Source organism: Streptococcus cristatus, assembly GCF_019685515.1.
In the GTDB taxonomy this organism is placed as follows: Bacteria; Bacillota; Bacilli; order Lactobacillales; family Streptococcaceae; genus Streptococcus.
In genome coordinates, this window is the sequence record NZ_JABFFN010000001.1 from 1,055,352 (window position 1) to 1,079,020 (window position 23,669).

At 40.6% G+C, this 23,669-nt stretch carries 25 protein-coding genes and 1 pseudogene; 2 read left to right on the forward strand and 24 right to left on the reverse strand.

The window, feature by feature from the left end; translation table 11 throughout:
* Positions 1 to 4: 4 nt before the first annotated feature.
* The 21 genes and pseudogenes from FOA33_RS05050 to gyrA all read right to left on the reverse strand — a co-directional run bounded on the left by FOA33_RS05050 (position 5) and on the right by gyrA (position 18,559).
* The gene (locus FOA33_RS05050; RefSeq protein WP_221160852.1) at positions 5 to 733 is read right to left on the reverse strand and encodes a metallophosphoesterase family protein; all 729 of its coding nucleotides are present in this window, start codon (positions 731 to 733) and stop codon (positions 5 to 7) included.
* On the reverse strand, positions 734 to 2,401 hold the full coding sequence (gene recN, locus FOA33_RS05055; protein ID WP_221160853.1) for a DNA repair protein RecN: 1,668 nt from the start codon (positions 2,399 to 2,401) through the stop codon (positions 734 to 736).
* 6 nt (positions 2,402 to 2,407) lie between these two features.
* Positions 2,408 to 2,839 (reverse strand): arginine repressor, encoded by a 432-nt coding sequence (locus FOA33_RS05060; RefSeq protein WP_221160854.1) that lies wholly within the window; start codon positions 2,837 to 2,839, stop codon positions 2,408 to 2,410.
* Complete coding sequence (locus FOA33_RS05065) at positions 2,832 to 3,647, reverse strand: TlyA family RNA methyltransferase (protein ID WP_221160855.1); 816 nt, start codon at positions 3,645 to 3,647, stop codon at positions 2,832 to 2,834. The genes FOA33_RS05060 and FOA33_RS05065 overlap by 8 nt, the downstream gene beginning before the upstream one ends.
* Positions 3,640 to 4,515: a polyprenyl synthetase family protein gene (locus FOA33_RS05070; RefSeq protein ID WP_221160856.1), complete on the reverse strand. Its 876-nt coding sequence runs from the start codon at positions 4,513 to 4,515 to the stop codon at positions 3,640 to 3,642. The genes FOA33_RS05065 and FOA33_RS05070 overlap by 8 nt, the downstream gene beginning before the upstream one ends.
* Positions 4,512 to 4,724: an exodeoxyribonuclease VII small subunit gene (locus FOA33_RS05075; RefSeq protein ID WP_000043226.1), complete on the reverse strand. Its 213-nt coding sequence runs from the start codon at positions 4,722 to 4,724 to the stop codon at positions 4,512 to 4,514. The genes FOA33_RS05070 and FOA33_RS05075 overlap by 4 nt, the downstream gene beginning before the upstream one ends.
* Positions 4,702 to 6,042: an exodeoxyribonuclease VII large subunit gene (xseA, locus tag FOA33_RS05080; RefSeq protein WP_221160857.1), complete on the reverse strand. Its 1,341-nt coding sequence runs from the start codon at positions 6,040 to 6,042 to the stop codon at positions 4,702 to 4,704. The genes FOA33_RS05075 and xseA overlap by 23 nt, the downstream gene beginning before the upstream one ends.
* Positions 6,043 to 6,170: 128 nt before the next feature.
* The gene (udk, locus tag FOA33_RS05085) at positions 6,171 to 6,809 is read right to left on the reverse strand and encodes a uridine kinase (protein ID WP_045591120.1); all 639 of its coding nucleotides are present in this window, start codon (positions 6,807 to 6,809) and stop codon (positions 6,171 to 6,173) included.
* 110 nt (positions 6,810 to 6,919) lie between these two features.
* Positions 6,920 to 7,798: a tRNA pseudouridine(55) synthase TruB gene (gene truB / locus FOA33_RS05090; RefSeq protein ID WP_221161285.1), complete on the reverse strand. Its 879-nt coding sequence runs from the start codon at positions 7,796 to 7,798 to the stop codon at positions 6,920 to 6,922.
* 110 nt (positions 7,799 to 7,908) lie between these two features.
* On the reverse strand, positions 7,909 to 8,268 hold the full coding sequence (locus tag FOA33_RS05095; protein ID WP_241525344.1) for an SdpI family protein: 360 nt from the start codon (positions 8,266 to 8,268) through the stop codon (positions 7,909 to 7,911).
* A 104-nt stretch (positions 8,269 to 8,372) separates the two neighbouring features.
* Complete coding sequence (locus FOA33_RS05100; protein ID WP_200730038.1) at positions 8,373 to 9,284, reverse strand: hypothetical protein; 912 nt, start codon at positions 9,282 to 9,284, stop codon at positions 8,373 to 8,375.
* A gap of 7 nt (positions 9,285 to 9,291) precedes the next feature.
* On the reverse strand, positions 9,292 to 10,566 hold the full coding sequence (locus FOA33_RS05105; RefSeq protein WP_221160858.1) for a DUF2130 domain-containing protein: 1,275 nt from the start codon (positions 10,564 to 10,566) through the stop codon (positions 9,292 to 9,294).
* A 94-nt stretch (positions 10,567 to 10,660) separates the two neighbouring features.
* Positions 10,661 to 11,941 carry an O-acetylhomoserine aminocarboxypropyltransferase/cysteine synthase family protein gene (locus FOA33_RS05110; protein WP_221160859.1) on the reverse strand — a complete coding sequence of 427 codons (1,281 nt, stop codon included), beginning with the start codon at positions 11,939 to 11,941 and terminating at the stop codon, positions 10,661 to 10,663.
* A gap of 149 nt (positions 11,942 to 12,090) precedes the next feature.
* Positions 12,091 to 12,888, reverse strand: coding sequence for a formate/nitrite transporter family protein (locus tag FOA33_RS05115; protein ID WP_000254787.1), 798 nt, complete (start codon positions 12,886 to 12,888; stop codon positions 12,091 to 12,093).
* A gap of 124 nt (positions 12,889 to 13,012) precedes the next feature.
* Positions 13,013 to 13,360: a hypothetical protein gene (locus tag FOA33_RS05120; RefSeq protein ID WP_221160860.1), complete on the reverse strand. Its 348-nt coding sequence runs from the start codon at positions 13,358 to 13,360 to the stop codon at positions 13,013 to 13,015.
* Positions 13,361 to 13,482: 122 nt separating this feature from the next.
* Positions 13,483 to 13,825: pseudogene (locus tag FOA33_RS05125) on the reverse strand (hypothetical protein).
* 119 nt (positions 13,826 to 13,944) lie between these two features.
* Positions 13,945 to 14,067, reverse strand: a complete 123-nt coding sequence (locus FOA33_RS09235; protein WP_259664478.1) for a hypothetical protein — start codon at positions 14,065 to 14,067, stop codon at positions 13,945 to 13,947.
* Positions 14,068 to 14,198: 131 nt separating this feature from the next.
* Positions 14,199 to 14,828 (reverse strand): hypothetical protein, encoded by a 630-nt coding sequence (locus tag FOA33_RS05130; protein ID WP_221160861.1) that lies wholly within the window; start codon positions 14,826 to 14,828, stop codon positions 14,199 to 14,201.
* A 26-nt stretch (positions 14,829 to 14,854) separates the two neighbouring features.
* Positions 14,855 to 15,271 carry a hypothetical protein gene (locus FOA33_RS05135; protein ID WP_221160862.1) on the reverse strand — a complete coding sequence of 139 codons (417 nt, stop codon included), beginning with the start codon at positions 15,269 to 15,271 and terminating at the stop codon, positions 14,855 to 14,857.
* Positions 15,272 to 15,344: 73 nt separating this feature from the next.
* Complete coding sequence (locus FOA33_RS05140) at positions 15,345 to 16,091, reverse strand: class A sortase (RefSeq protein WP_221160863.1); 747 nt, start codon at positions 16,089 to 16,091, stop codon at positions 15,345 to 15,347.
* A complete protein-coding gene (gene gyrA / locus FOA33_RS05145; RefSeq protein ID WP_221160864.1) occupies positions 16,091 to 18,559 on the reverse strand; it encodes a DNA gyrase subunit A in 2,469 nt (822 codons plus the stop codon). The genes FOA33_RS05140 and gyrA overlap by 1 nt, the downstream gene beginning before the upstream one ends.
* Before the next feature lie 193 nt (positions 18,560 to 18,752).
* Between gyrA and FOA33_RS05150 the strand changes: the two genes are divergently transcribed.
* Positions 18,753 to 19,739, forward strand: coding sequence for an L-lactate dehydrogenase (locus FOA33_RS05150; RefSeq protein WP_000204722.1), 987 nt, complete (start codon positions 18,753 to 18,755; stop codon positions 19,737 to 19,739).
* 279 nt (positions 19,740 to 20,018) lie between these two features.
* On the opposite strand, the gene FOA33_RS05155 is transcribed toward FOA33_RS05150, so the two are convergent.
* Together FOA33_RS05155 and FOA33_RS05160 are read right to left on the reverse strand one after the other, a co-directional pair.
* Entirely contained in the window at positions 20,019 to 20,294 is a 276-nt protein-coding gene (locus FOA33_RS05155; RefSeq protein ID WP_001284630.1) for an HU family DNA-binding protein, read from the reverse strand.
* Between the two features lie 106 nt (positions 20,295 to 20,400).
* A complete protein-coding gene (locus tag FOA33_RS05160; RefSeq protein WP_221160865.1) occupies positions 20,401 to 21,237 on the reverse strand; it encodes a DegV family protein in 837 nt (278 codons plus the stop codon).
* Positions 21,238 to 21,380: 143 nt separating this feature from the next.
* On the opposite strand from FOA33_RS05160, the gene FOA33_RS05165 reads away from it, so the two are divergent.
* A complete protein-coding gene (locus tag FOA33_RS05165) occupies positions 21,381 to 22,229 on the forward strand; it encodes a YitT family protein (protein ID WP_007516908.1) in 849 nt (282 codons plus the stop codon).
* 21 nt (positions 22,230 to 22,250) lie between these two features.
* Here the strand turns inward: FOA33_RS05165 and FOA33_RS05170 are convergent, their stop codons facing one another.
* Positions 22,251 to 23,648 carry an APC family permease gene (locus FOA33_RS05170; protein ID WP_221160866.1) on the reverse strand — a complete coding sequence of 466 codons (1,398 nt, stop codon included), beginning with the start codon at positions 23,646 to 23,648 and terminating at the stop codon, positions 22,251 to 22,253.
* Between the last annotated feature and the right edge of the window lie 21 nt (positions 23,649 to 23,669).

Below are 23,669 nucleotides of genomic sequence, written 5' to 3' on the forward strand. Positions count from 1 at the left end.
AGTACTAATCTTCGGCGATAAAGCCGTCATTTTCAATAAAATAGTGCTCTGTCATTCCTTGGTCTGTAAAGACGATTCCATGAAGGACACCGCCATAGACAGCTCCTCCATCCATGCCAATCTTGCCATCCTCTGTTATCCAAAGCTCAGCAGTACCTCGGTCTTGCTTGAGCAAACCATAAACCGGTGTATGCCCAAAGACAATGGTTTTTCCAGTATGATTTTCAGCTTCGTGGAATGGTTTTCTGAGCCAGACTTTTTTATAATCTGTAGTTTCATGCCAATCATCCAAGGTCAAGTCAATACCCGCATGAACAAAGATATACTTGTCTGTCTCTACCACAAATGGCATTTGACGAATAAATCCGACCAAGTCTGCTGCTTCTGTCGCAACCCGTTTGGCATCTTCTACGCCATCAACTGGTGCATCCAAGGGACGACCTAAAATAGAGTTAATGGTTGTATCACCACCATTGCGACGATAATGGTCATAGCTTTCTTCTGGATCATCGAGCCAAGTCAGAAACATATACTCATGGTTTCCTGATAGACAGATAGCTCCATGATTGTCGACCAAGTCTTTGACCATTTCTAGAACACGGCGACTGTCTTCACCACGGTCAATCAAATCCCCTAGAAAGAGCAACTGAGTTTGACCATCCCAGGTTTTGAGCAGATCTTCCAGCATACCTGCTTTTCCATGGACATCTCCAATTACATAATAGTCTGTCATTTATTTCTCCCTCGTTTGCAATAATTCTCTGGCTTGAGTAAGGGCAGCTTCTGTTACATTTTCCCCAGCCAACATTTTAGCTACTTCCTCTACTCGTTCTTCAAGGGTAAGCAAACGAACTGTGGAAACAGTTGAATGCTCATCGCTAATCTTTTCAATAAAGAATTGATAATCCGCGATCGCAATTACTTGAGGTAAGTGAGATATTGCTAAGACTTGGCCATGCTGACCAATCTTATGAATCTTTTGCGCAATGGCCTGGGCTACACGACCTGAAACTCCCGTATCCACCTCATCAAAGACAATACTGGTCTTTCCTTCCTTACGAGAAAAGGCTGACTTGATAGCCAACATGAGGCGGGATAATTCCCCACCAGACGCAACCTTAACCAAAGGCTTAAAGTCTTCACCAGGGTTGGTGGAAATGTAAAATTCGACTGTTTCATTTCCTTCACGGCTGAACTTACTCTTACTAAAGCGAACCTGAAATTGAGCCTTCTCCATATAGAGGTCTTGCAATTCTTGCTTAATCTCAGCTTCAAGCTGCTGGGCCAAATCATGACGAGCTGATGCAAGTTGCCCTGCCAAATCGACAAGATTAACTTCCAATTTCTTGAGCTCTGCTTCCATGTCTTCAGAAGAAAGGTTATTACCCGTCAAGAGATTGTACTCATCCGTAATCTTGGCAAAATAAAGCAAAACATCGTCCACAGTTCCACCGTACTTACGGGAAATAGTATTCAGAAGGTCTAGGCGATTTTCAACCTGCATGAGGCGATTACCATCAAAATCCAAGTCCTCAATAATATCTTCCAAACGCTTGGTAATATCTTCTAAAACATAGTAGGTCTCTGATAGAGAACTTGAAATTTCACGGTATTCAGGGTCATACTCTTCGACACTTTCCATGTCATTCATGGCTGAACGGACATTAGCAAGACTGGAGAATTCCTCATTGTCCAGCATACTGTAGGCATTGGTTAGCGTATCCGCAATATTCTTATGATTGAGGAGTTTATCTCGTTCTTGGTTGAGAGCCAAGTCTTCACCTGCTTGCAAGTTTGCTGCCTCAATCTCTGCCATTTGAAATTCCAACATCTCAATGCGAGACTTGTGTTCCTGCTGATTTTTCTTAACTTCAAGAACTTGTTTCCGCATTTTGCGATAGGCATCAAAGCTTGTCTGATAGGCTTGTTTCAACTCCAAAAATGCTGCATCACCAAACTCATCCAACATTTGGATATGAAGTTGTGGACGCATTAACTCTTCTTGGTCATGTTGACCATGAATATCGACAAGATGCTGACCGATTGCACGCAAGACAGAAAGATTAATCATCTGGCCATTTACGCGACTAATACTACGTCCGTTTTGGAGAATTTCACGGCGAATGATAATCTCATCCCCCAATTCCAAACCTTGCTCATCAAAAAGTTCCTGTAAAAGGCGACGGTTTTCAACCGAGAAAAGGCCCTCAATCTCAGCCTTAGGAGCACCATGACGAATAACGTCTGTCGTTGCTCGAGCTCCCAACATGAGATTCATAGCATCAATGATGATCGACTTTCCAGCACCCGTTTCTCCAGTTAAAACAGTCATACCCTTTTCAAAATTGAGCGAAATGGCCTCAATAATGGCAAAGTTTTTTATCGAAATTTCAAGTAACATACTGACCTACCATTTTTTTACTTGTTCAACAATTTCCTCAGCAGCCTCAGCAGTTTTGGCTACAATTAAGATAGAATCATCATCTGCTAGACAGCTAAAAATCTGTTCAGAGAATGCTTCAACCAACTGACTCTTCACAAAAATAGTATTTCCAGGAATGACAGAAAGATTGATCATATTTCCCATTAACTCAGAACTCACAATATTGTCCTCAGCCAACTGCAAACTTTTGACGATTGATTTTGGCAATTCATAGATATAGGTATTATTCTTCAAAGGAATTTTAACAATTCCAAGTTCTTTGATGTCCCTTGAGACAGTGGCTTGAGTAGCAGAAATACCTGCTCCTCTCAAGTACTCAACAATTTCTTCCTGAGTCCCAATCTGATAATCCGTAACAAATCTTCTAATTTTTTCAAGTCTCTCTTTTTTATTCATCTTTAAATTCTCTATGTGCTCTCTCTACAACTTTTTCTATTTCAGGGGCAACTTGGTTACTTGCTCCCTCTTCCTTTTTTAAATATGCCAGAAATTCGATGTTTCCATGTCCTCCTTGGATTGGTGAATAGTCTAATCCAAGCACTGAAAAACCTTGTTCAACCGCCATAGCAGTGACAGATTCAAGGACAGTTTGATGAACCTTGGCATCGCGAATGATTCCATTTTTCCCGATTTGCTCACGACCTGCTTCAAACTGAGGTTTGACAAGTGCTACCACCTGACCTTGATCAGCCAAGACACGGTGCAAGGCAGGCAAAATCAGACTGAGGGAAATGAAACTCACATCAATACTCGCAAAACTTGGTTCCTGCTCAAAGTCAGTCTTTTCAGCATAACGAAAATTAAACTGCTCCATGCTGACAACCCGTGGGTCTTGGCGTAATTTCCAAGCCAACTGATTGGTGCCAACATCGACTGCAAAGACCAATTCAGCACCATTTTGCAACATGACATCGGTAAAACCTCCAGTAGAGGCACCGATATCAATCGTTGTAGCTCCTTTCACTGACAAATCAAAGACCTGCAAGGCCTTTTCTAATTTCAAGCCACCACGGCTGACATACTTGAGTTTCTCCCCCTTGAGTTTTAGCTCGGTGTCATCTGGAATTTTCTCTCCTGGCTTGTCAAACCGTTCTCCATTAAGGACTGCTACAACTAGGCCAGCCATGACACCACGCTTGGCCTGCTCTCTCGTTTCAAACAAGCCCTGTTTATAAGCTAGTACATCCACTCTTTCCTTAGCCATTGATTCTCAAACTTTCTACTACTTTCACAATCGGCGCTGTTTCAAAGCTGACTTGCTGGGCGATTTCTTCTAATTTAGCCTCGGCTTGATCCAGAGTTTGGTTACAAAAGGCAATAGCCTCTTCCAAGCCCAACAAGGCTGGGTAGGTTGACTTTTCTGCCTGCAAATCCTTTTGTGGAGTCTTCCCGATTTCCTCAAAACTAGCTGTCACATCCAGCACATCATCTCGAACTTGAAAGGCCAGCCCAATCAATTCACCAACCGTTTTCAATTTTGCTTGGATTTCTGGTACTAATTCAGCTATGATAGCAGCTGCTTGGAAAGGATAGGCTAGTAATTTTCCAGTTTTATTGGCATGAATGGTCTGAAGTTCTTCCAAGGACAAATGCTGGTGTTCGCCTTCCATATCTAAAACCTGCCCTGCAACCATGCCCAGACTTCCTGATGCAAGAGATAAGTTGGCAATCAAGTCCACCTTGATCTGACTTGGCAAATCTGCCTGCGCTATTAAGGCATAGGGATCTAGGAACAAAGCATCTCCTGCCAATATTGCCATCGCTTCGCCAAATTTCTTATGATTAGTTAAACGTCCCCGACGATAATCGTCATCATCCATGGCAGGAAGATCATCGTGAATCAAGCTCCCTGTATGAATCATTTCCAAGGCCGCAGCCACCTGTGCATGAGCAGGTTTAATAGCGACCTGCAAGGCTTCCAGAACTTCTAACAAGAGAAAAGGTCGAATACGCTTGCCACCAGCATGAATGGAATAGAGAACAGCTTCTCGCAAACTAGAGGCAAACTGCTGGTCTCCATAAAAATCTTCCAAGGCAGACTCGACAAGAGCTAATTTTTCTTGCTTCTTCATTCAAAATCACTTTCTGTTCCGTCTTCTTGCATGACCTTGACCAAGGTCTTTTCAGCCTTGTCCAGCGTCGCTTGGAGCTCTTTTGACAAGACCATACCCTTTTGAAAGGCAGCAATCGCATCTTCCAGAGCAATTTCACCATTTTCCAAACTTTGGACAATGGTCTCCAGTTCTGCTAGATTTTCCTCAAATTTCTTTTGTTTTGACATCTTTAACCTCTAATTCTACTCGACCATCTCGCATCAAAAGCGTCACTTGGTCTTTTTTCTTCAAACTCTCAACCGAATCCACAACTATCTCTTCTTTTTTGACAATTGCATAGCCACGCGCCACGATTCGACTGGTATCCAACATCAGCAAGGCTTCTGAAAGTCGCTTGACTTCAGCAACCTTGGCATCATAAACCAGCGCCATTTGGCTACGGAGGAGCTTGTCCAACTGACCTAGACGGTCTTGATAGCGCTGGATCTTGGTAACAGGTGATAATTGGACTAGTTGATGCGCCCTTGCTTGGACTAGCTGGTTGCTATCAGAAATCCGTGTTCGCAAACTTTGTTTTAAACGCAGTTGCAGTTGGTCTAACCGTTGCAAATAGCCATCATACAAGCGCTCTGGCTGTCTAAAAATGACTGACTGACTGCATTTTTTCAAAGCTTCTTTTTTGCTTGACAGGACATTCTGAACTGCTGTTGCCATCCGTTTTTCCTGATTTTGAAAATGAGCTAATACATCCAACTTGGTTACGGGTGTCGCCAGTTCAGCTGCAGCTGTCGGCGTTGCAGCCCGTCTATCTGCCACAAAGTCTGCCAATGTCACATCTGTCTCATGCCCCACACTAGAAATGATTGGCAAACGAGATTCAAAAATAGCCCGTACCACAATTTCTTCGTTAAAGGCCCAGAGATCCTCGATCGAACCACCACCACGACCAATGATGAGAACATCTAGGTCCTCACGTTGATTAGCACGCGCAATATTTCGAGCAATTTCCTCCGCTGCTCCATCACCTTGTACCTTGGTCGGATAGAGAAGGATATCAACACCAGGAAAACGTCTGCTGACGGTCGTGATGATATCTCGAATAACGGCTCCACTACGACTGGTCACCACTCCAATTCGCTTAGCAAACTGGGGAAGAGGTTGCTTGAATCTCTCTTGAAATAGACCTTCTTCCGTCAGTTTTTTCTTGAGTTGTTCAAACTGAATCGCAAGCGCCCCAACCCCATCAGGCTCAGCCTTTTCAATGATGATAGAGTAGCTCCCGCTGGGTTCATAGACCTGCACACGCCCAATCACATTAATCTTCATCCCCTCTTCGAGGTCGAAACCTAATTTCTGATAGATCCCTGACCAGATGGTCGCTTGAATGACCGCATGGTCGTCTTTTAGGGAGAAATATTGGTGAGTAGGTCGTTTACGAAAGTTGGAAACTTGACCAGTTAAATAGACCCGTTCCAAGTAAGGGTCTTTATCGAATTTCATTTTCAGATACTTGGTCAAAGTTGTTACCGATAAATACTTTTCCATCTCCACCTACTATTCATTTTCTTGCTTTTCCATGGGTATTATTATACCAAAAACATGCTTAAAAATCACCTTTTTCCTACTGAAACTAAAGGAAAAATAGAAAAAGGAGGCATGGCCTCCTCATCTGATTATTTACTGTTTCGTGCTTCTTCCAAAATCTTAGAAATTTTGGTGGTCAAAAGGTCGATAGCAACGGTATTGCTGACTCCCTCAGGAATGACGATATCGGCATAACGCTTAGTCGGCTCGATAAACTGGTGGTACATAGGTTTAACTACACCTAAGTACTGGTCAATAACGCTATCTAAACTACGGCCACGCTCTTCCATATCACGCTTGATCCGACGAATAATGCGCACATCATCATCCGTATCCACAAAAATCTTGATGTCCATCAAATCGCGCAAGCGCTTGTCCTCCAAGACCAGAATCCCCTCAACGATAAAGACATCCTGAGGCTCCTGACGATAGGTCTTGCTACTCCGTGTGTGCTCTGTATAGTCATAAGTCGGGATGTCCACCGGGCGCCCTGCCAACAATTCCTTAATCTGCTCGATCATCAAGTCTGTATCAAAGGCAAAAGGGTGGTCGTAGTTGGTTTTGACACGCTCTTCAAAGGTCAAGTGAGACTGATCCTTGTAGTACGAATCATGCTCAATCATGGAAATCTTTTCATCAGGAAAATGCGATAAAATGGCTCTTGAAACACTGGTCTTACCACCACCAGAACCACCTGTCACTCCGATAATGATTGGTCTATTTTGCATGCTATCCTCCGTTTTTTTATCCGTCGTCTATTCTATCATATTTTTTGCAAAATTTATAGTCTGATTTGGATAGTCTAGGGGAAACAAATCCTTCCCACACTCCAGTTAAACTAGCTAAAAACCTTCCTCGGCTTGTAGAGATTGCCTCTTTTTTCTAGAATGGCTAGCAATTTGTCTCCCTCAAAGGCAGCCAGTTCTTGGTCTGTTTGGTCTAACTCGATAAAACGACCAAAACGCACTTCTGTAGCCTCTTCTGGAGTTAGGATAACTTTAACAAGGTCCCCTGTTCCAATTTCAAGAGGATGGAGAAAGTCCAGCTGACCAGCCTCCACTTTTGCAGCAATTTCGTCCAAGGTAAGAGCATCCTCCAGTTGTAACCCTGCAGCACTAGTCCGTGTCAGATGCGACATATGGGCCGCATAACCAAGCTTCTCTCCCAAATCAACTGACAAGGTACGGATATAAGTTCCCTTACTGCATTTTACACGAAAAGTGAAACATGCGAGGTGATCCTTATAAGAAATCGGACTAGTCCGCTCAAATTGATAAATAGTCACCTGACGTTCTGGACGCTCCACTTCCTGACCTGCACGCGCATACTCATAGAGCTTGCGACCATTAACCTTAACAGCCGAGTACATAGGTGGAATCTGAGTAATAGGCCCAGTCAGACTAGCAATCGCTTCATCGACAATGGTTTCAACCAAAGGCGACAAAACAGGGGTCTCCGTGACCACTTCTCCACTTGCATCCTCGGTCGTCGTTGAATAGCCAAGAGTGATTTCCCCCTCATAGACCTTGCCCTCGTCCTGCATAAATTCGACCATACGGGTTGCCTTGCCAACCGCGATTGGCAGAACTCCCACTACATCCGGATCCAAGGTCCCACCATGACCAATCTTCTTGGTTCCCAAAATCTTACGCAGTTTAAAAACTGCATCATGCGAAGTCATCCCCGCTTCTTTTTTTAAGTTGATAATACCGTTCATGTGTTGCTTTCTGATTTCATTCATGAAATATCTTCTTCAAGAATTGTAATGTAATTATCTTTTGTAACAAAAGATTTGCTGCTTTTCTTCTAGTGATGGATATACCTCGTTTATTTCCTTCTCCCGTTTTCATCAAAGTTTTTCTTCAATGCAATCTCTGTTGAAATCATCGCGCCAACTAAAGGGATTGTCTGAATCATCGTGATAATAAAGCCAACAGTACTCATTGTCTCCGTTCCCTTTTCAAAAACAATGGCCATGGCAATCACGGAGAGAGGTGCTGAAAGTAGTCCGCAAAGATACCATACTTTCCCCAAATATTGATTCGCAAACTTCCATGTTTCTTCATTTCTCATGGACCTTTTTGTTCGGTATCCGAAGAAATAATTGATTTCTTTCGGTGTTCTCCTGAAAAATAGCCAGCCAAATAAAAGCATAGTTAACGGAATAAGTAAAACTACGATTAGCATGAATATCCTAAATCCCATTTAAATTCCCTCCATTACTTTTACCTCTAAATGATAGATTCCGATCATGTCAGCAATCTGCTTGTCTTTTTGATCGATTTGATCCACTAGTTGAGTACGTTCACGCTCAAAATCATCGCGCAATTGCTCAATTTGACTTTGTAGCATTTTTTTACACGTGCGCTAGAACGTGCTATCCTATCAAATACATTTCTTACAAATCGCCCATTTGCATTTTTATTTTCAGGATTGTTACTATGTAATTCTAAATATTTTTTTAATGTTTCTTTTGCAGAATCATGCAAAATGTATTTATCCTTTAATCTTTTTTCGTTTATAGCTTTAAGATTTCGTTTTTCGGAATCTGAAATATCCTTCTTGTCAATTTTTTTATTAGCTCTTTCAACTTGTTCTTTTAGATTTTTTTCTCTTACTTCTCTATCCTTTATATACTCGCTATTAGATTTTGCACCTTTACTTTTATTAAGTGATTCATTAGTTGCTGCTAAATTTTCCTTTTTGTTTGCTAAATCTGCAGTATCTATATCAGCAATCTTTCTCCAAGAATTTTCAAAAATTTGTTTACGTGCTACAACGTGATCCAAATTTGCGTTTTCATTTAATTTTAAAGTTTTTCCAGTATATTCATCCTTTAAATTTCCAGATTTTTGCTTTTCTTTCATAGCATTATTTGCATCAGTATACCTTTTATCTTTCATTATTTTAGCACCCTCTTCTTTTGTATAACCATTAGGATGTTTATCGTTATACTGCTTAAGAAGCGTGTCACTTGTCATATCTAAACCAATTTGATTCGCAAATTGATCCCAGATTTCATCTAAAATAACATCTCCTAATTTATCTGGTGAACTAATCTCTTTACATTCTAGTTCTAATTTTTCGAGATTAGAAAACTCCATTGTAAATTGCTGTTCCAATAGTTCTTCTAATTCGTCATAGTTTATATTTTTAGACTCATCTACTTCTTCAGTACCCAATACTAATAATTCATTTTCCACTGCTTTCTCACTCCCCCTTCAACGCTTCAAACTTCGCTTTCATGGTTGGATTTTTTCGCGTTAGTTTTTTAACCGAAACATCTTCCAACTTGTTATTAGCGAGGCGGAGTTGGTTTTCGGATGTGGTCAGGAACTTTTTGACCTCTTCCATGCGTTTGATGGCCTTGTCGATTTCATCAATAGCTTTACCAAAATTGGTCGAAGCAGAGTTGTAGTTTTTGGCAAAAGCCACTTTGAAGGCATCCAAGTCTTCTTCAAAATGCGTAATATCGATATTCTGTTCACGGACAAGTGCCAACTCTTGCTTGTATTTTAGGGAATTAAGCGCAGCATTACGCAAGAGACCAATCAACTGAATAAAGAACTGAGGACGAACCACATACATCTTTTCATACTCGTGACTGACGTCAACAATCCCTGTGTTAAAGTAATCGTTATCTGCTTCTAACATGGTCACCAAAACAGCATACTCACAGTTCTTCTCCCGACGGTCCTTGTCCAATTCCTTGTAAAAATCTGCATTCTTATGCTTTTTCTCCGTCCCATCCGCTTCGTTTTTCATTTCAAACATGATGGAAATAATTTCCACTCCATTTTCATCACATTCACGGAAGATAAAGTCTCCCTTAGATCCACGCACAGAGACCTTGTTATCCTTCTCAAAGTAGGCATTTGGAAAGGCGAAACTACGGACCTTGTTAAACTCACTTTCCGCATACTGTTCCAAACTTTCCCCGATAGCTTTTGTGGATTGTTGGGCTTTGAAATTCTTATAGAACTCGACCTGTTCACTAGCTGCCTTGAGCTGAGCTTCGTAATTTTGCTTAACAGAAGCCAAAGATAACTCATTTTCCTTTTCCTGCAAGAGGAGCTGGTTTTTGACCCGATCACGCTCTCTTTCTAAATCAGAGAGAGTCTTTTGCAGTTGGTTTTCATGCTCTAAACGCAAGGTCGCCAATTGGTTTTCCAAGGCCTGTACTTCCTTGTCCTTTGCCAATAAAGCCTGATGACTTATCTGTTCAACTTCTTTCTTGGCCAACTCTTTCTCTGTATCAAAGTTTTGGATTTGACTCTGCAATTGCGCAATTTCTTGGTCCTTCTGAGCCAGTTTAGTCTGTTGCTCATTCATAGACTTCTGCTCAACCAAGGCCAGCTCCTGCTTCATGCGATCGTGCAATTCCTTATCAAACTCAGCCGTTCTCACTTGGGATAAGAGTTCGGCATACTGACTCTCATTTACTGTAAAGACTTCCCCACAGTTGGGACATTTGATTTCGTTCATAACTTTCCTCTTTCTAGACTTCTGTAACCATTATATCATGCCTGAGGGAAAATCAAAAACAGTGAGTCGAAACCCACTGTTTATATCTGTTACTTTAAATTTTTTCCAAGGCTAAGCGCAAATCTTCAATCAAATCCTCTACATTTTCAAGACCGATAGACAAGCGAATTTGGTTTGGTGTAACACCTGCTGCTTCTAGGTCTTTTTCTGACAACTGACCGTGAGTGGTTGTCGCAGGATGGACAACAAGAGATTTGGCATCTGCCACGTTTGCAAGGTCAGAGAAGATTTCCAAATTATCAATTACCTTGCGAGCTTCTGCCTCTCCGCCTTTAACATGGAAGGTAAAGATTGAACCAACACCTTTTGGCAAATATTTCTCAGCCAAGGCATGATAAGGACTGTCAGCTAGTTTTGGATAATTTACCTTCTCTACCTTAGGATGGTTGACAAGGAAATCAACAATTTTCTCTGCATTTTGCACATGACGTTCAACACGAAGAGAGAGAGTTTCAAGCCCTTGGAGCAAGAGAAAGGCATTAAATGGCGACAAGGCAGCACCTGTATCACGAAGCAATTGAACACGAACAGCGATAATAAAGGCTGCTGCACCAACATCCCGAGTATAACTCAAGTTATGGTAACTTGGATCTTCCTCAACAAATTGAGGGAATTTCCCTGAAGCTGCCCAGTCAAAACGACCGCTATCAACAATCACTCCTCCAATAGTCGTACCATGTCCACCGATAAACTTAGTTGCTGAGTGAATGGCAATATCTACACCGTGAGAGAAGACGTTAATCAAATATGGTGTGGCAAAAGTGTTGTCCGAAACGAGAGGAATCTGGTGTTTATGAGCAATCTCGGCCAATTTCTCCAAGTCAGGAATATTAATCAAGGGATTCCCCAAGGTTTCAATCAAGACAAGCTTGGTATTGTCACTGATAGCCGCTTCCACTTCTTCCAAATTATCCACATCCACAAAGGTTGTTGTGATCCCATAACGAGGAAGGGTTTCCTTCAAGAGGTTGAAGGTCCCACCGTAAATAGTTGACGCTGCCACCACATGGTCACCTGCGTGAGCAAGCGCCAAAATAGTGTAGGTTACAGCAGCCATACCTGATGCTGTCGCTAGTGCTCCAACACCACCTTCAAGAGCAGCGATTCTTTCCTCAAAGGCTGCTGTTGTAGGATTGGTGATACGAGTATAGATATTGCCTGGTTTTCTCAAGGCAAACAAATCTGCACCTTCCTGCGTGTCATCAAAAACGAAGGATGTTGTTTGATAAATAGGTACTGCACGAGACTTAGTTGCTGGATCAACTACTTGCCCAGCATGTAATTGTAGAGTTTCAAATTTAAAATCACGACTCATAAGACGACCTCCAAATAGCTTCATTACGGATATTGTACCATCTTGGGCTAGTCTTTTCCAATACCGTTTTTCTATATTTTGATATAAGGAACAACTATGACTAGTCTTACATCTCAAACAAAAAGCACGATTAACTCGTGCTCATTTCTTTAATCTACATAAGTATCTTCGTTTTTATTGAGGAAGGCGTATGGCAAGCCCATCAAGAGACCCCCACCGATAAAGTTCCCGACAAAGGTTACACCCCAGTGACGAAGAATATTAGGTATGTCAAAGTTAGCAATAGAATCAGCTGCAACACTGAACTTAACAATCGCAAAAGAAGCAAAGTTCGCAGCAATGTGTTCGTTTGTTAAGAATACAAACATGTAAATCGCTGATAAGACAAGCCAAAGTTTGGCTCCACCGTCTTTCACCAAAACGAATGAAAGAATGGCAATGTTTACAAAGATATTGGCTAAAATACCTTCAAGCAAGACTAGCTCATTGGAACGACCTAACTTCATCTCTACAACCCCTGAAATGAAGCTATCATGTGTTAGATTTGCATAGGCAGCTGAGTGGGCAAAGCCCCAACCTGCTATCAAAGCTCCGATAAGATTGAACAAGGTACAGTAAAGTAAAATCTCAGCCGTTTTTCTCCAAGAAATTTTCTTCAAAAAACTGCCAGCTGTCAAAAACATCATATTTGAAGTTACTAACTCAGCATTCAAGAAAACAATGTAGGCCAAGCCCCAAGCAAAAACGAATGGGAAGAGGAAGCGTCCACTGCCTGGTGCGATCTTATTAATCAAGTCAGCCCCAACTGCGCCCGCAGCCGTACTAAATGTTAGAAAAGCACCTGCAAACATGGAACGAATCGCATACTTGAACTTACTTTGGCTATAAAGACTTTCTTTCTTCTTGCAAGCAAATTCAATCTTTGAAATAAATTCTGAAGAGACCATAAAAAACTCCTAAAACTTTTATTTGTGAATATTATAACATAAAGCACACATTTTGAAAAGCCTTTCTTGTATACGTTTTCTACAAAGGAAATCAATGTATTGGGGAATTCCATAAATCTCTCCTTTACCCATTAACAGAAAAACATTCCAATGTTTCAAATTGATCATCCAAAAATTCAAACTCAAATAGGTGCCAGTCATCGAAGGTTTGCTCACAATAACTAACTGTTCCTTGATTGTAGTCAATGATAGGTTTCCCCAGCTTGTTCTTCACATCTTCCTCGCTGACTTCTCCATACATTTCCTTAAGATCAGCTAGCATGAAGTTGATAATTCTATTGAGATTTTCCTGATAATTTTTTGATAACAGTTCAACTTTACCTATAAAGTCACAATCAGGCTCTTCGTCCCAAACAAAGGTCACTCCCTCATGCTCATAAGTGTATTGCTGTAAACTCTCATCAAAATTCATTGTTCACTCTCCAAATCATTATCATTTACTAAAAATTTATTAACATTAATCAAAATGTTCAAATGATTTCATAAAAATGTCTTCCACACACGCGTACGATAAAATAACAACACTTGCAATGATTAGAAGATATCATCATAATGTTCACTCGCTTGTTGCACAAACTCTAAAATATTCGAAGATATGGATTTCATTTCCTGTGAACCTAATGCCCCCAAATCATTCATATAAATAGTGTCGTCAGAATCTTTCTTTATAAAAAAAAGCGACATCCCCATCTTGCCCAATCAGGAAAAAATCAGGTTCCCACTCTTCTATTTGGTAGGTGGAGTTTCTTTCTAGCAAATCTAGCTTCGAGTATAAGATGATACCTGTATTCTCTATTATCAACTCTCCTGCTTTGTCGATTTTACTCAAGAATTCTGCGTATAGGTTTGGAAGTACCAAGTCAATCTGATTATTCATTGTCAACTCCTCATCTATTTTTCCGGCTGTAAAAGTCCTATACCTCATCTTCACTTAGTTCTCTAAAATGTGAAATATGATATCCAAAATAACACTTCCCCCGATTTTCCTGTGAAGATTCAGTGTCCAGCCATATTGGCAATTTCTCCCAAGAATATCATAGGAAGATCCTTGTCAAATGGAAAACTACTTGTTATGGCTTCTTTGAGCCTAACTAAATACTTTTCTCTTAACTGACTCATTATCTATCCTCTCTTATACTAGACATCCTTCGGTTTATTACGATAAATCTTTCAACCTACTGACCAGTTTCCTTTCACATTGAAAAGATACCATTAAAGTTGAATGATCATCTTGCAAGCATCATACATTATCAAATTTTATAGTTTTCAATTTCTTCTCTACTCATTCCTACAAGTTCTGTCGTCCACAAGCCTACAATGTCCGACAAGACTGAATCGCAGGTATACTCTTCTTCACCGTCTATATACTTACAGGAAAAGACAGGCTTCCTTGTCGCTGCTTGATAAAATGTCATGGCTACTTCTTCTAGTTTTTTAGGATTGAAATCAAGTGATAGTTTTTGAGCCATATTTTCTCGTACCAGATCCCAATTTTCCTGCTTAACCTGATAGCTTTCTCGTATTTTAGACACATAGCCCCTACAAAATGCTTTCAATAAGTCTGTGTTCTGATAAAGATACCGACAGCTAAAATCCGAAATACAACCTGCGTGAAGTAGGAATGTCAGTAAGTCATCCAGACTTTCTGCTACTCTCCCCACTTGGCCCTCACTTCCAATAAAGCCTATGCTGTTATCTTCGAGAAAAACATATTCTCCCCCACTACCGTCTTGAGCAAAAGCCTTACAGGCAAGAGAGTACTCCTCATTGTTCCCTGAAAACTGGACTTCACTTATCTTGTCATAAAAATAAATATCACATTCAGTCATCAGTAAGGTCCTTAACTGTTCATTTTCTCTGACTTCTTGTAGCTTATCCATGATCATTCCTTTCTTAAACTAAACACTTATCCATCTATTACAATTCTAATATGGTAGTTTTTAGTTTCATTCTTTAAATCCTTCACAAGGAGATCATTCTGTTTTGATTGTCCGAAGAAAAAACTGACAGCTTTTCCATCTTTTCTTTCGATACACAAATGATAACTTGCCCCATTCAATTTGACACTTCGAATATATTTGACTTCAATCATTTTGATGTTATTCAGCGGAATGATTCTCTTCACAAATACAAAAGCATTGTGAATATAAAGTCTCCCATTGGCAATGTGAAACGGGGCAAAAAAATCACCACCACTACGACTGACAATTATAAAACGTCGCCAAAAGATTAGTAAAAGAATAGAGGCTAATAAGTAAAAGGCAAAACTAAAGACAGGACTTTCCCACATCGTTTCCATTCCAAACAAAAAATATTCGAACATGCATTATTCTCCTTTGACCGACGGTTCTATTTGACAAAAACCAGTGAAAAATACAATTCACTGGTTTTTGAGGTTAATAACGTTGTTTATATGGTTTATTAAAGGCACTAAGGACATCATCTGATGTTTCAGAATAATCTTTGACTTCTTTAAAATCTCCTTTTACAATGATTCGCTCTGTCGCATCATAGTCCACACAGGTCACCAATGTGATTTCTTTGATACCATCACGATCTTCGATTTCATCTACTCGGTCCGGAGTAACGTGTTTAACTTCCGTAATCTCATAAGTATAAACCTTATCCTTATCAGTCAGGTAAATTTTCATACCCGCTTTAGCGTTAACTAAAGGTGAGAAGAGCATTTGACTGGCATTTTCAGCAGTAAAGATATGGTGACTCGCTAGAGAATAGTTGCCCTCTCCCATTTTTTGGTCTGGTTTCATGGTTCCTGCTCCGTAGAACAAATTTACATTATCCAACCCTTTGAAAATCGGCAAGTTAATCTCCACTTCGGGAATAGCAATTCCTCCAATAACGGGAAGCTTCTGAGCGTCCCACTGAGCGGCTAGAACTGCTTCAGATGAAATAGATTTAACCGAATCAAAATCAAAATTTCCTTCTGTTTTGAGATTTTCATCTATATTTTCTTTAGTAACCTGATTGACTTGGTATTTATTGGTATTCCACACCATAAAGAGATCTCGAATCTTTGAATTAAAAATCAAAGCTAAGGATAAAAGAATTAAGAAAACCGCTAAAATATTGAGAAATAGATTCCTACGCTTATTCTTCTTACTTTTCGTTTTTTTATGAGACATTATGCTTTACCTTCTGTTTCGTTTTCAGTCCCAACTTCTTCTTTTTCTACCGCATCAACCGTTGTAAAGGTCACAATCTTGGCATCCTGGTCTAGACGCATCACCTTAACTCCCATAGTTGAGCGTCCTGTTTGTGAAATATTGGCAACGTTTGTTCGAATCATAACACCTGTATCCGTGATAATCATCAGGTCTTCATCTCCTTTAACAGTGAGGAGACCTGCAAGAGGGCCATTCTTCTCAGCAACATTGGCTGTCTTCATCCCTTTACCACCACGACCTTTTGTTGGATATTCAGTTGCAAGAGTACGTTTACCATAACCTTTTTCAGTGATGATAAGGACCTCGTCCTGGTCAGTGATGACACTAGCACCAACTACAGTATCTCCATCACGGAGGTTAACACCTCGGACACCTGTCGCGATACGGCTCATACCACGAACAGCTGATTGATTAAAGCGAACGGCATAACCAAACTTAGTACCAATGATGATATCTGTATCTTCTTCTGTCAGCAAGACATTAATCAGTTCATCTTCATCCTTGAGATTCAAAGCTTTAAGTCCATTTTGGCGGATATTAGCAAATTCTTTAACACTGGTTCGTTTCACGATACCGTGACGGGTTGTGAAGAAGAGATAGGCGGCATCACTACGTTCAGATTTAACATTAATGATGGTTTGTATGCTCTCCCCTTCATCCAGCTTCAAAAGATTGACAACCGGCAATCCCTTGGCCGTGCGACCGTATTCAGGAATTTCATAACCTTTTAGTCGATATACGCGACCTTTATTGGTAAAGAAGAGCAAATGATCATGGGTGCTGGTTGAAACCAACTCACGCACAAAGTCATCATCCTTAACCCCTGTACCTTGGACTCCACGACCACCACGTTTTTGAGCAGTAAATTCACCTTGGTCCAAACGTTTGATATAGCCCTTGTTAGAAAGAGTGATTAAGACATCTGACTCCTCAATCAAGTCTTCATCTTCAAGAGTTAAGACTTCTCCAACCATCAACTCGGTACGACGTTTGTCACCAAATTTACGTTTTACTTCATCTAATTCATCTTTTATGATTTGCACTACGCGTTCTGGTTTAGCAAGAATATCGGTTAGGTCTGCAATCAAGGCAATCAATTCATCATATTCAGACTGAATCTTATCGCGTTCCAATCCTGTCAAACGACGAAGACGCATATCAAGGATAGCCTGACTTTGACGTTCAGAAAGCTTAAACTTGCTCATCAACTCAGCTTGTGCTTCCGCATCCGTTTCACTAGCACGGATGATACGAATCACTTCGTCGATATGATCTAACGCGATTAAAAGACCTTCTAAGATGTGCGCACGCGCTTCTGCTTTTTCCTTGTCAAAACGGGTACGACGAACAACCACTTCTTTTTGGTGCTCAATATAAGCATCCAAAATTTGGCGAAGAGATAAGATTTTTGGTACGCCATTTTGAATAGCAAGCATATTGAAACCAAAGTTGGTTTGCATCTGGGTCATCTTGAAGAGGTTATTGAGGATGACATTTGCAGAAGCATCACGCTTCACTTCGATAATGAAGCGAACCCCTTCACGGTTGGACTCATCACGTACAGCTGTAATGCCCTCAATTCGTTTTTCCTGAACCAAGCGAACAATATGCTCATGTACCTTGGTTTTATTGACCATATAAGGAAATTCTGTTACCACGATGCGCTCACGCCCTGTCTTAGTCGTCTCAATCTCTGTTCGAGAACGAAGAACGATTGAACCTTTACCAGTCTCGTAGGCCTTATGAATACCTGATTTTCCCATGACAAGAGCACCAGTTGGAAAATCTGGACCAGGCAAGACTTCCATCAAGTCCCTAGTCGTCACTTCAGGATTGTCCATAACCAACTTCACCGCATCAATGGTTTCACCTAGGTTGTGGGGTGGGATATTAGTTGCCATCCCAACAGCGATACCCGTTGCCCCATTGACCAAAAGGTTTGGAAAACGAGCTGGCAAAACCAAGGGTTCACGTTCGTTAGCATCGTAGTTGTCTACGAAATCAACTGTGTTTTTATTGATGTCACGAAGCATTTCAAGAGCAATCTTGCTCATACGAGCCTCAGTGTAACGCTGTGCGGCGGCACCATCCCCGTCCATGGAACCAAAGTTTCCATGTCCATCGACAAGCATGTAACGGTAGCTCCACCACTGAGCCATACGAACCATGGCTTCATAAATAGATGAATCCCCGTGTGGGTGGTATTTACCCATAACATCCCCTGTAATACGGGCTGATTTTTTATGAGGTTTGTCTGGTGTAACACCTAGTTCATTCATTCCGTAAAGAATACGGCGGTGAACAGGTTTTAAACCATCTCGAACATCAGGAAGAGCCCGCGCAACGATAACACTCATAGCGTAATCGATAAAGCTGGTCTTCATCTCCTTTGTCAGATTGACATTCACTAAATTTCTATCCTGCATTAATAAATGCCTCATTTCACTATTAGTAATTAGATATATTATACCATAATTTGTCCTTCATTTCAGTCTTTGAAAACCACTAAAACGTTTACATCGATAACCGAATAGAATATTCGTGACAAAGTTTTTTAAAAGTGATAGAATGAAAGTGTCTGGGGATTCCCCTAAAAAAAATGAAGGAGATGTTTAGATAATGACTTCAACTAAACAACACAAAAAAGTGATCCTTGTTGGTGACGGTGCCGTAGGTTCATCTTACGCTTTTGCACTTGTTAACCAAGGAATTGCACAAGAGCTTGGAATTATCGAAATTCCACAATTACACGAAAAAGCTGTTGGTGATGCGCTTGACCTTAGCCACGCCCTTGCCTTCACTTCACCTAAAAAAATCTACGCTGCTCAATACTCTGACTGTGCAGACGCTGATCTTGTTGTTATCACTGCAGGTGCTCCTCAAAAACCAGGTGAAACTCGTCTTGACCTTGTAGGTAAAAACTTGGCTATCAACAAATCAATTGTAACACAAGTTGTTGAATCAGGTTTTGATGGTATCTTCCTTGTTGCGGCTAACCCAGTTGACGTTTTGACTTACTCAACTTGGAAATTCTCTGGATTCCCTAAAGAACGTGTTATAGGTTCAGGTACTTCACTTGACTCAGCACGTTTCCGTCAAGCACTTGCTGAAAAATTGGATGTTGATGCTCGTTCAGTTCACGCCTACATCATGGGTGAACACGGAGATTCTGAATTTGCGGTTTGGTCACATGCCAACATCGCTGGTGTAAACCTTGAAGAATTCCTTAAAGATACTCAAAACGTTCAAGAAGCTGAATTGATTGAATTGTTCGAAGGTGTTCGTGACGCTGCCTACACAATCATCAACAAAAAAGGAGCTACCTACTACGGTATCGCAGTAGCACTTGCTCGTATCACAAAAGCAATCCTTGATGACGAAAATGCAGTACTTCCACTTTCAGTCTTCCAAGAAGGTCAATACGGTGTTAAAAACGTCTTTATCGGTCAACCAGCTGTTGTTGGTGCACACGGTATCGTTCGTCCAGTAAACATCCCATTGAACGACGCTGAAACTCAAAAAATGCAAGCATCTGCTAAAGAATTGCAAGCTATCATTGATGAAGCATGGAAAAACCCTGAATTCCAAGCAGCTTCTAAAAACTAATTAAAAAAAGGTTCCCAAACATGGGAACCTTTTTTCTTGTACTGTAAAGGATTAAACCCTATTTTTCAAAAGACCACTTATCTCAGAAGTTATATATCGTATCAAAGACTCAGTTGAAAAACACCTAAATTTATACATATATAACTAAAGAAATGAAATCAACAGTGGTAGATATCATGAAAAAGTATTCGTCTTTGCCCCCAAAATACCCCAAAGCAACAAAAAAAAGCCTATTGACCAAGCTAGAAAGCTTGATACAATAGGCTTTTTCTAAATTCATTATTTAACAGCGTCTTTAAGAGCTTTACCAGCTTTGAATGCTGGAACTTTAGAAGCTGCGATTTCGATTTCTTTACCAGTTTGTGGGTTGCGACCTTTACGTGCAGCGCGTTCACGAACTTCAAAGTTACCAAAACCAATTAATTGAACTTTTTCACCAGCTGCAAGGTATTCAGTTACTGCTGCAAATACAGCGTCAACTGCTGCTGCTGAATCTTTCTTAGTCAAGTCTGTAGCTTCTGCCACTTTAGCGATCAAATCTTGTTTGTTTGCCATGTTAACAAATCCTCCAAATAATTTCTGATTAACAAATATAATCATATCCTAAAATTGCCCATAGGTCAAGTCAAAAGCGCCATTTCAAACATTTTTCTCTATTTTTTTAGGAATTATAGCGGATTAGAATTGCCCAAGCATTCTCTCCAGTATGAGTTTGAATAATAGAGCCAGTTTCCAGTACAGAGATTGGTTTCTCAACATAGGCTTGCAATAAACTCTTCATCTCATTTGCCCATTCATTCGTTCCAGCATAGGAAATTCCAATTTCTGCAACTGATTTATGAGTAATGGCCACCGTTAACTCTTCAAGCCATTTTTTAAAAGTTTTCGCACCACGTCCTTTGACGATTGGTTGGAGTTCGTGGTTTTTCATCTGCATCACTACACGAATATTTAATAGTGAGCTCAATAGTCCCGTTACACGTCCAATACGCCCACCTTTCACTAGGTTTTCTAGAGTCGAAACACCGATATAAAGCTCTGTGTGATTCTTCACTTCTTCTATATGTGCCAGAATAGTTTCTAAATCTTTACCCTCTTTAGCAAGTTTTGCAGCTTCAACAACTTGAAACTTCATAGCCTGATCTGTAAAGGAACTATCAATAACAGTCACATCAGAACTTGAGAGACTTGCGCCTTGGCGAGCAGCTTCAACCGTTCCAGACAAGGCATGAGACATATGAATAGCAACAACCTGACTGCCATCTTTTCCCAGCTCTTCAAAGACTTCAGCAAACACTCCCACAGGTGGTTGACTCGTTTTAGGGAGATTCTTGCTTTGTTGCATAAGATGAAGGAATTCCCCCTCTTTTAGATCAGCATCTGAGTAGAGTACGCCATCAATCATAACTGATAAGGGGACAATAGTGATATTTAATTCTTTAACTACTTCTGGTTCGATAGTAACAGAAGAGTCCGTTACAATTTTTACTTGTGTCATAAGTTCAATCTTTCTATTCTTCTCAATAGGATTGGGATTTTTCACTCTTATTATATCAAAAAAATGATAAAAAATCATAAGTAATCCAATTAAAAAAACCGAATTTTTGGTATAATCTATCTATAGAAAAGCGAGGAACAGCTATGATTCGAAAAGTTCAACCGATTATTACGATTATATTTGGAGCAGCTATCTATGCCTTTGGTCTCACCTACTTTGTTGTTCCTTATCATCTATTTGAGGGAGGGGCGACAGGTATCACCTTGATTACCTACTATCTTTTTAAAATCCCTGTCTCATTGATGAATCTCTTAATCAACATTCCTTTATTTATTTTGGCTTGGAAGATATTTGGTCCCAAGACCCTCTACTCCAGCCTTCTGGGTTCTATTTCTCTCTCTATTTGGCTTGCAATCTTTGAGCGTATCCCCTTGCAATTTGACTTACAAGGTGACCTCATCATCGTTGCTTTAGTCTCAGGGGTTTTACTGGGAGTTGGTTTAGGAATTATCTTTAATGCTGGTGGAACCACTGGTGGCTCTGATATCGTTGCCCGTATCCTCAACAAATACACCAATATTTCGATTGGGAAATTGCTTTTTGGAATTGACTTTTTCATTTTAATGTTAATTCTGCTTATTTTCCAAGATCTCCGTCTTGTGACCTATACTCTCTTGTTTGACTTCATCATCGCTCGCGTTATTGACCTGATTGGCGAAGGGGGGTACGCTGGCAAAGGATTTATCATCATTACTCAATATCCTGACCAACTGGCTGATAAGATTAATGAGGAGCTTGGACGTGGTGTGACCTTTATATCTGGTCAAGGTTATTACAGTAAGAAAGATTTAAAAATTATTTACTGTATCGTCGGTCGGAACGAGATCGTCAAAATGAAGGATATGATTCACCAAGTCGATCCTCAAGCCTTTATCACCATCACAGAGGCCCATGAAATTCTGGGTGAAGGATTTACTTATGTGAAAGATTAAAAAGCTGGGATTTCCCAGCTTTTATTTTTCTTCTGTAAGAGTTGAATGATGGTAACCGTAAGTAAAGTAAATGACTAACCCAACCACAAGAGCAATGCCAAAGGCAATCCAGGTATCTAGACTATATTGAAGCATAAAGGAAACACAGATAAGAATGGAGAGAATCGGCAAGAGTGGCACCAAAGGAGTTTTAAACTCCCCTTCTTTTGGCATGCCCTTATCCTTTCTGAGTTTTATTATCCCGTAGGCTAGCAAAATGAGATAAGCTAGCGTACAGATATTTAGGAAGGCTGCAATACTGGCTAGAGGAAACACTCCGGCAGCAAGGGCTGAAACAACTCCTGTTAAGAGGGTCGCATTTTTAGGAACGCGACTGGTCTTGCTTAGTTGTTTGAAACTTTGAGGTAAAAGTCCATCACGTGCTAAGCTATATATCATTCGAGACAAAGCATAAGTCATGGAAATACATACCGTTATCAGGGTTAGAATGGCTACAAGCGAAACATAATTTGCTGCCCAGCCGATACCAATACTCCGTAATGAAAATGCTACTGCATCGTCCACATTGAGCTTACTGTAGTGAACAATCCCTGTCAATACTAAGGTTACCAAGGCATAGAGAATGGTGACGATTGTCAGAGAAAGTACAATTCCACGAGGAATATTTTTTTGCGGGCTTTGGATTTCATCAACTGCCATGGAAATAGACTCAAATCCGAGAAACCCAAAAAACATCAAAGATGCACCTGCCATAATCCCAGTGCTTCCTCCATAAATCTGGCCAAAGCCAAAAGGAGCAAAATTCGACCAATTTTCAGGTTTGATGTACCAAATACCAACTAGGATAAATAAGGCTAGAGCAGAGAATTTCAAGATTACTAGAAGCGAATTAAAGCGTAAGGCTGCCTTGGAATTTAATAAAACCAATCCTGTTACCAAGGTCAGCACCAAAATAGGTAGAAGGTCGATATAGGTCCCTTGTTCAGGGTTGAAGGTGCCATTTAAGGCTTGGGGCATGGAGATACCATAATCACTGAGTAAGCCCTTAAAGTAAGCTGCCCAGCCAGATGCCACACCGGATACAGCTGTCATGAATTCCATCATGGTCAACCAGCCAGCAATCCAGGCTGGCAATTCTCCTAAAATCGCATAGAGATAACTATAAGCACCTCCAGTTGCAGGTACACGAGAGGCAAATTCTGCAAAAAAGAGAGCTGATAAAGAAACACATAAGGCAGAAATCACAATGGAAATCACTAGTGAGGGACCAGCTAGAGTAGCCGCCGCTGTTCCTGTAATGGTGAAAATCCCCGTCCCTACCATGGCACCGATTCCCAATAGAATCAAATCCCACAATTTCAAATGGCGACGCATCTCTGTCTGTCTCAGACTAACATCCTTGGTTCTAAAAATATTCATACTCCATCTCCACTAAATGTA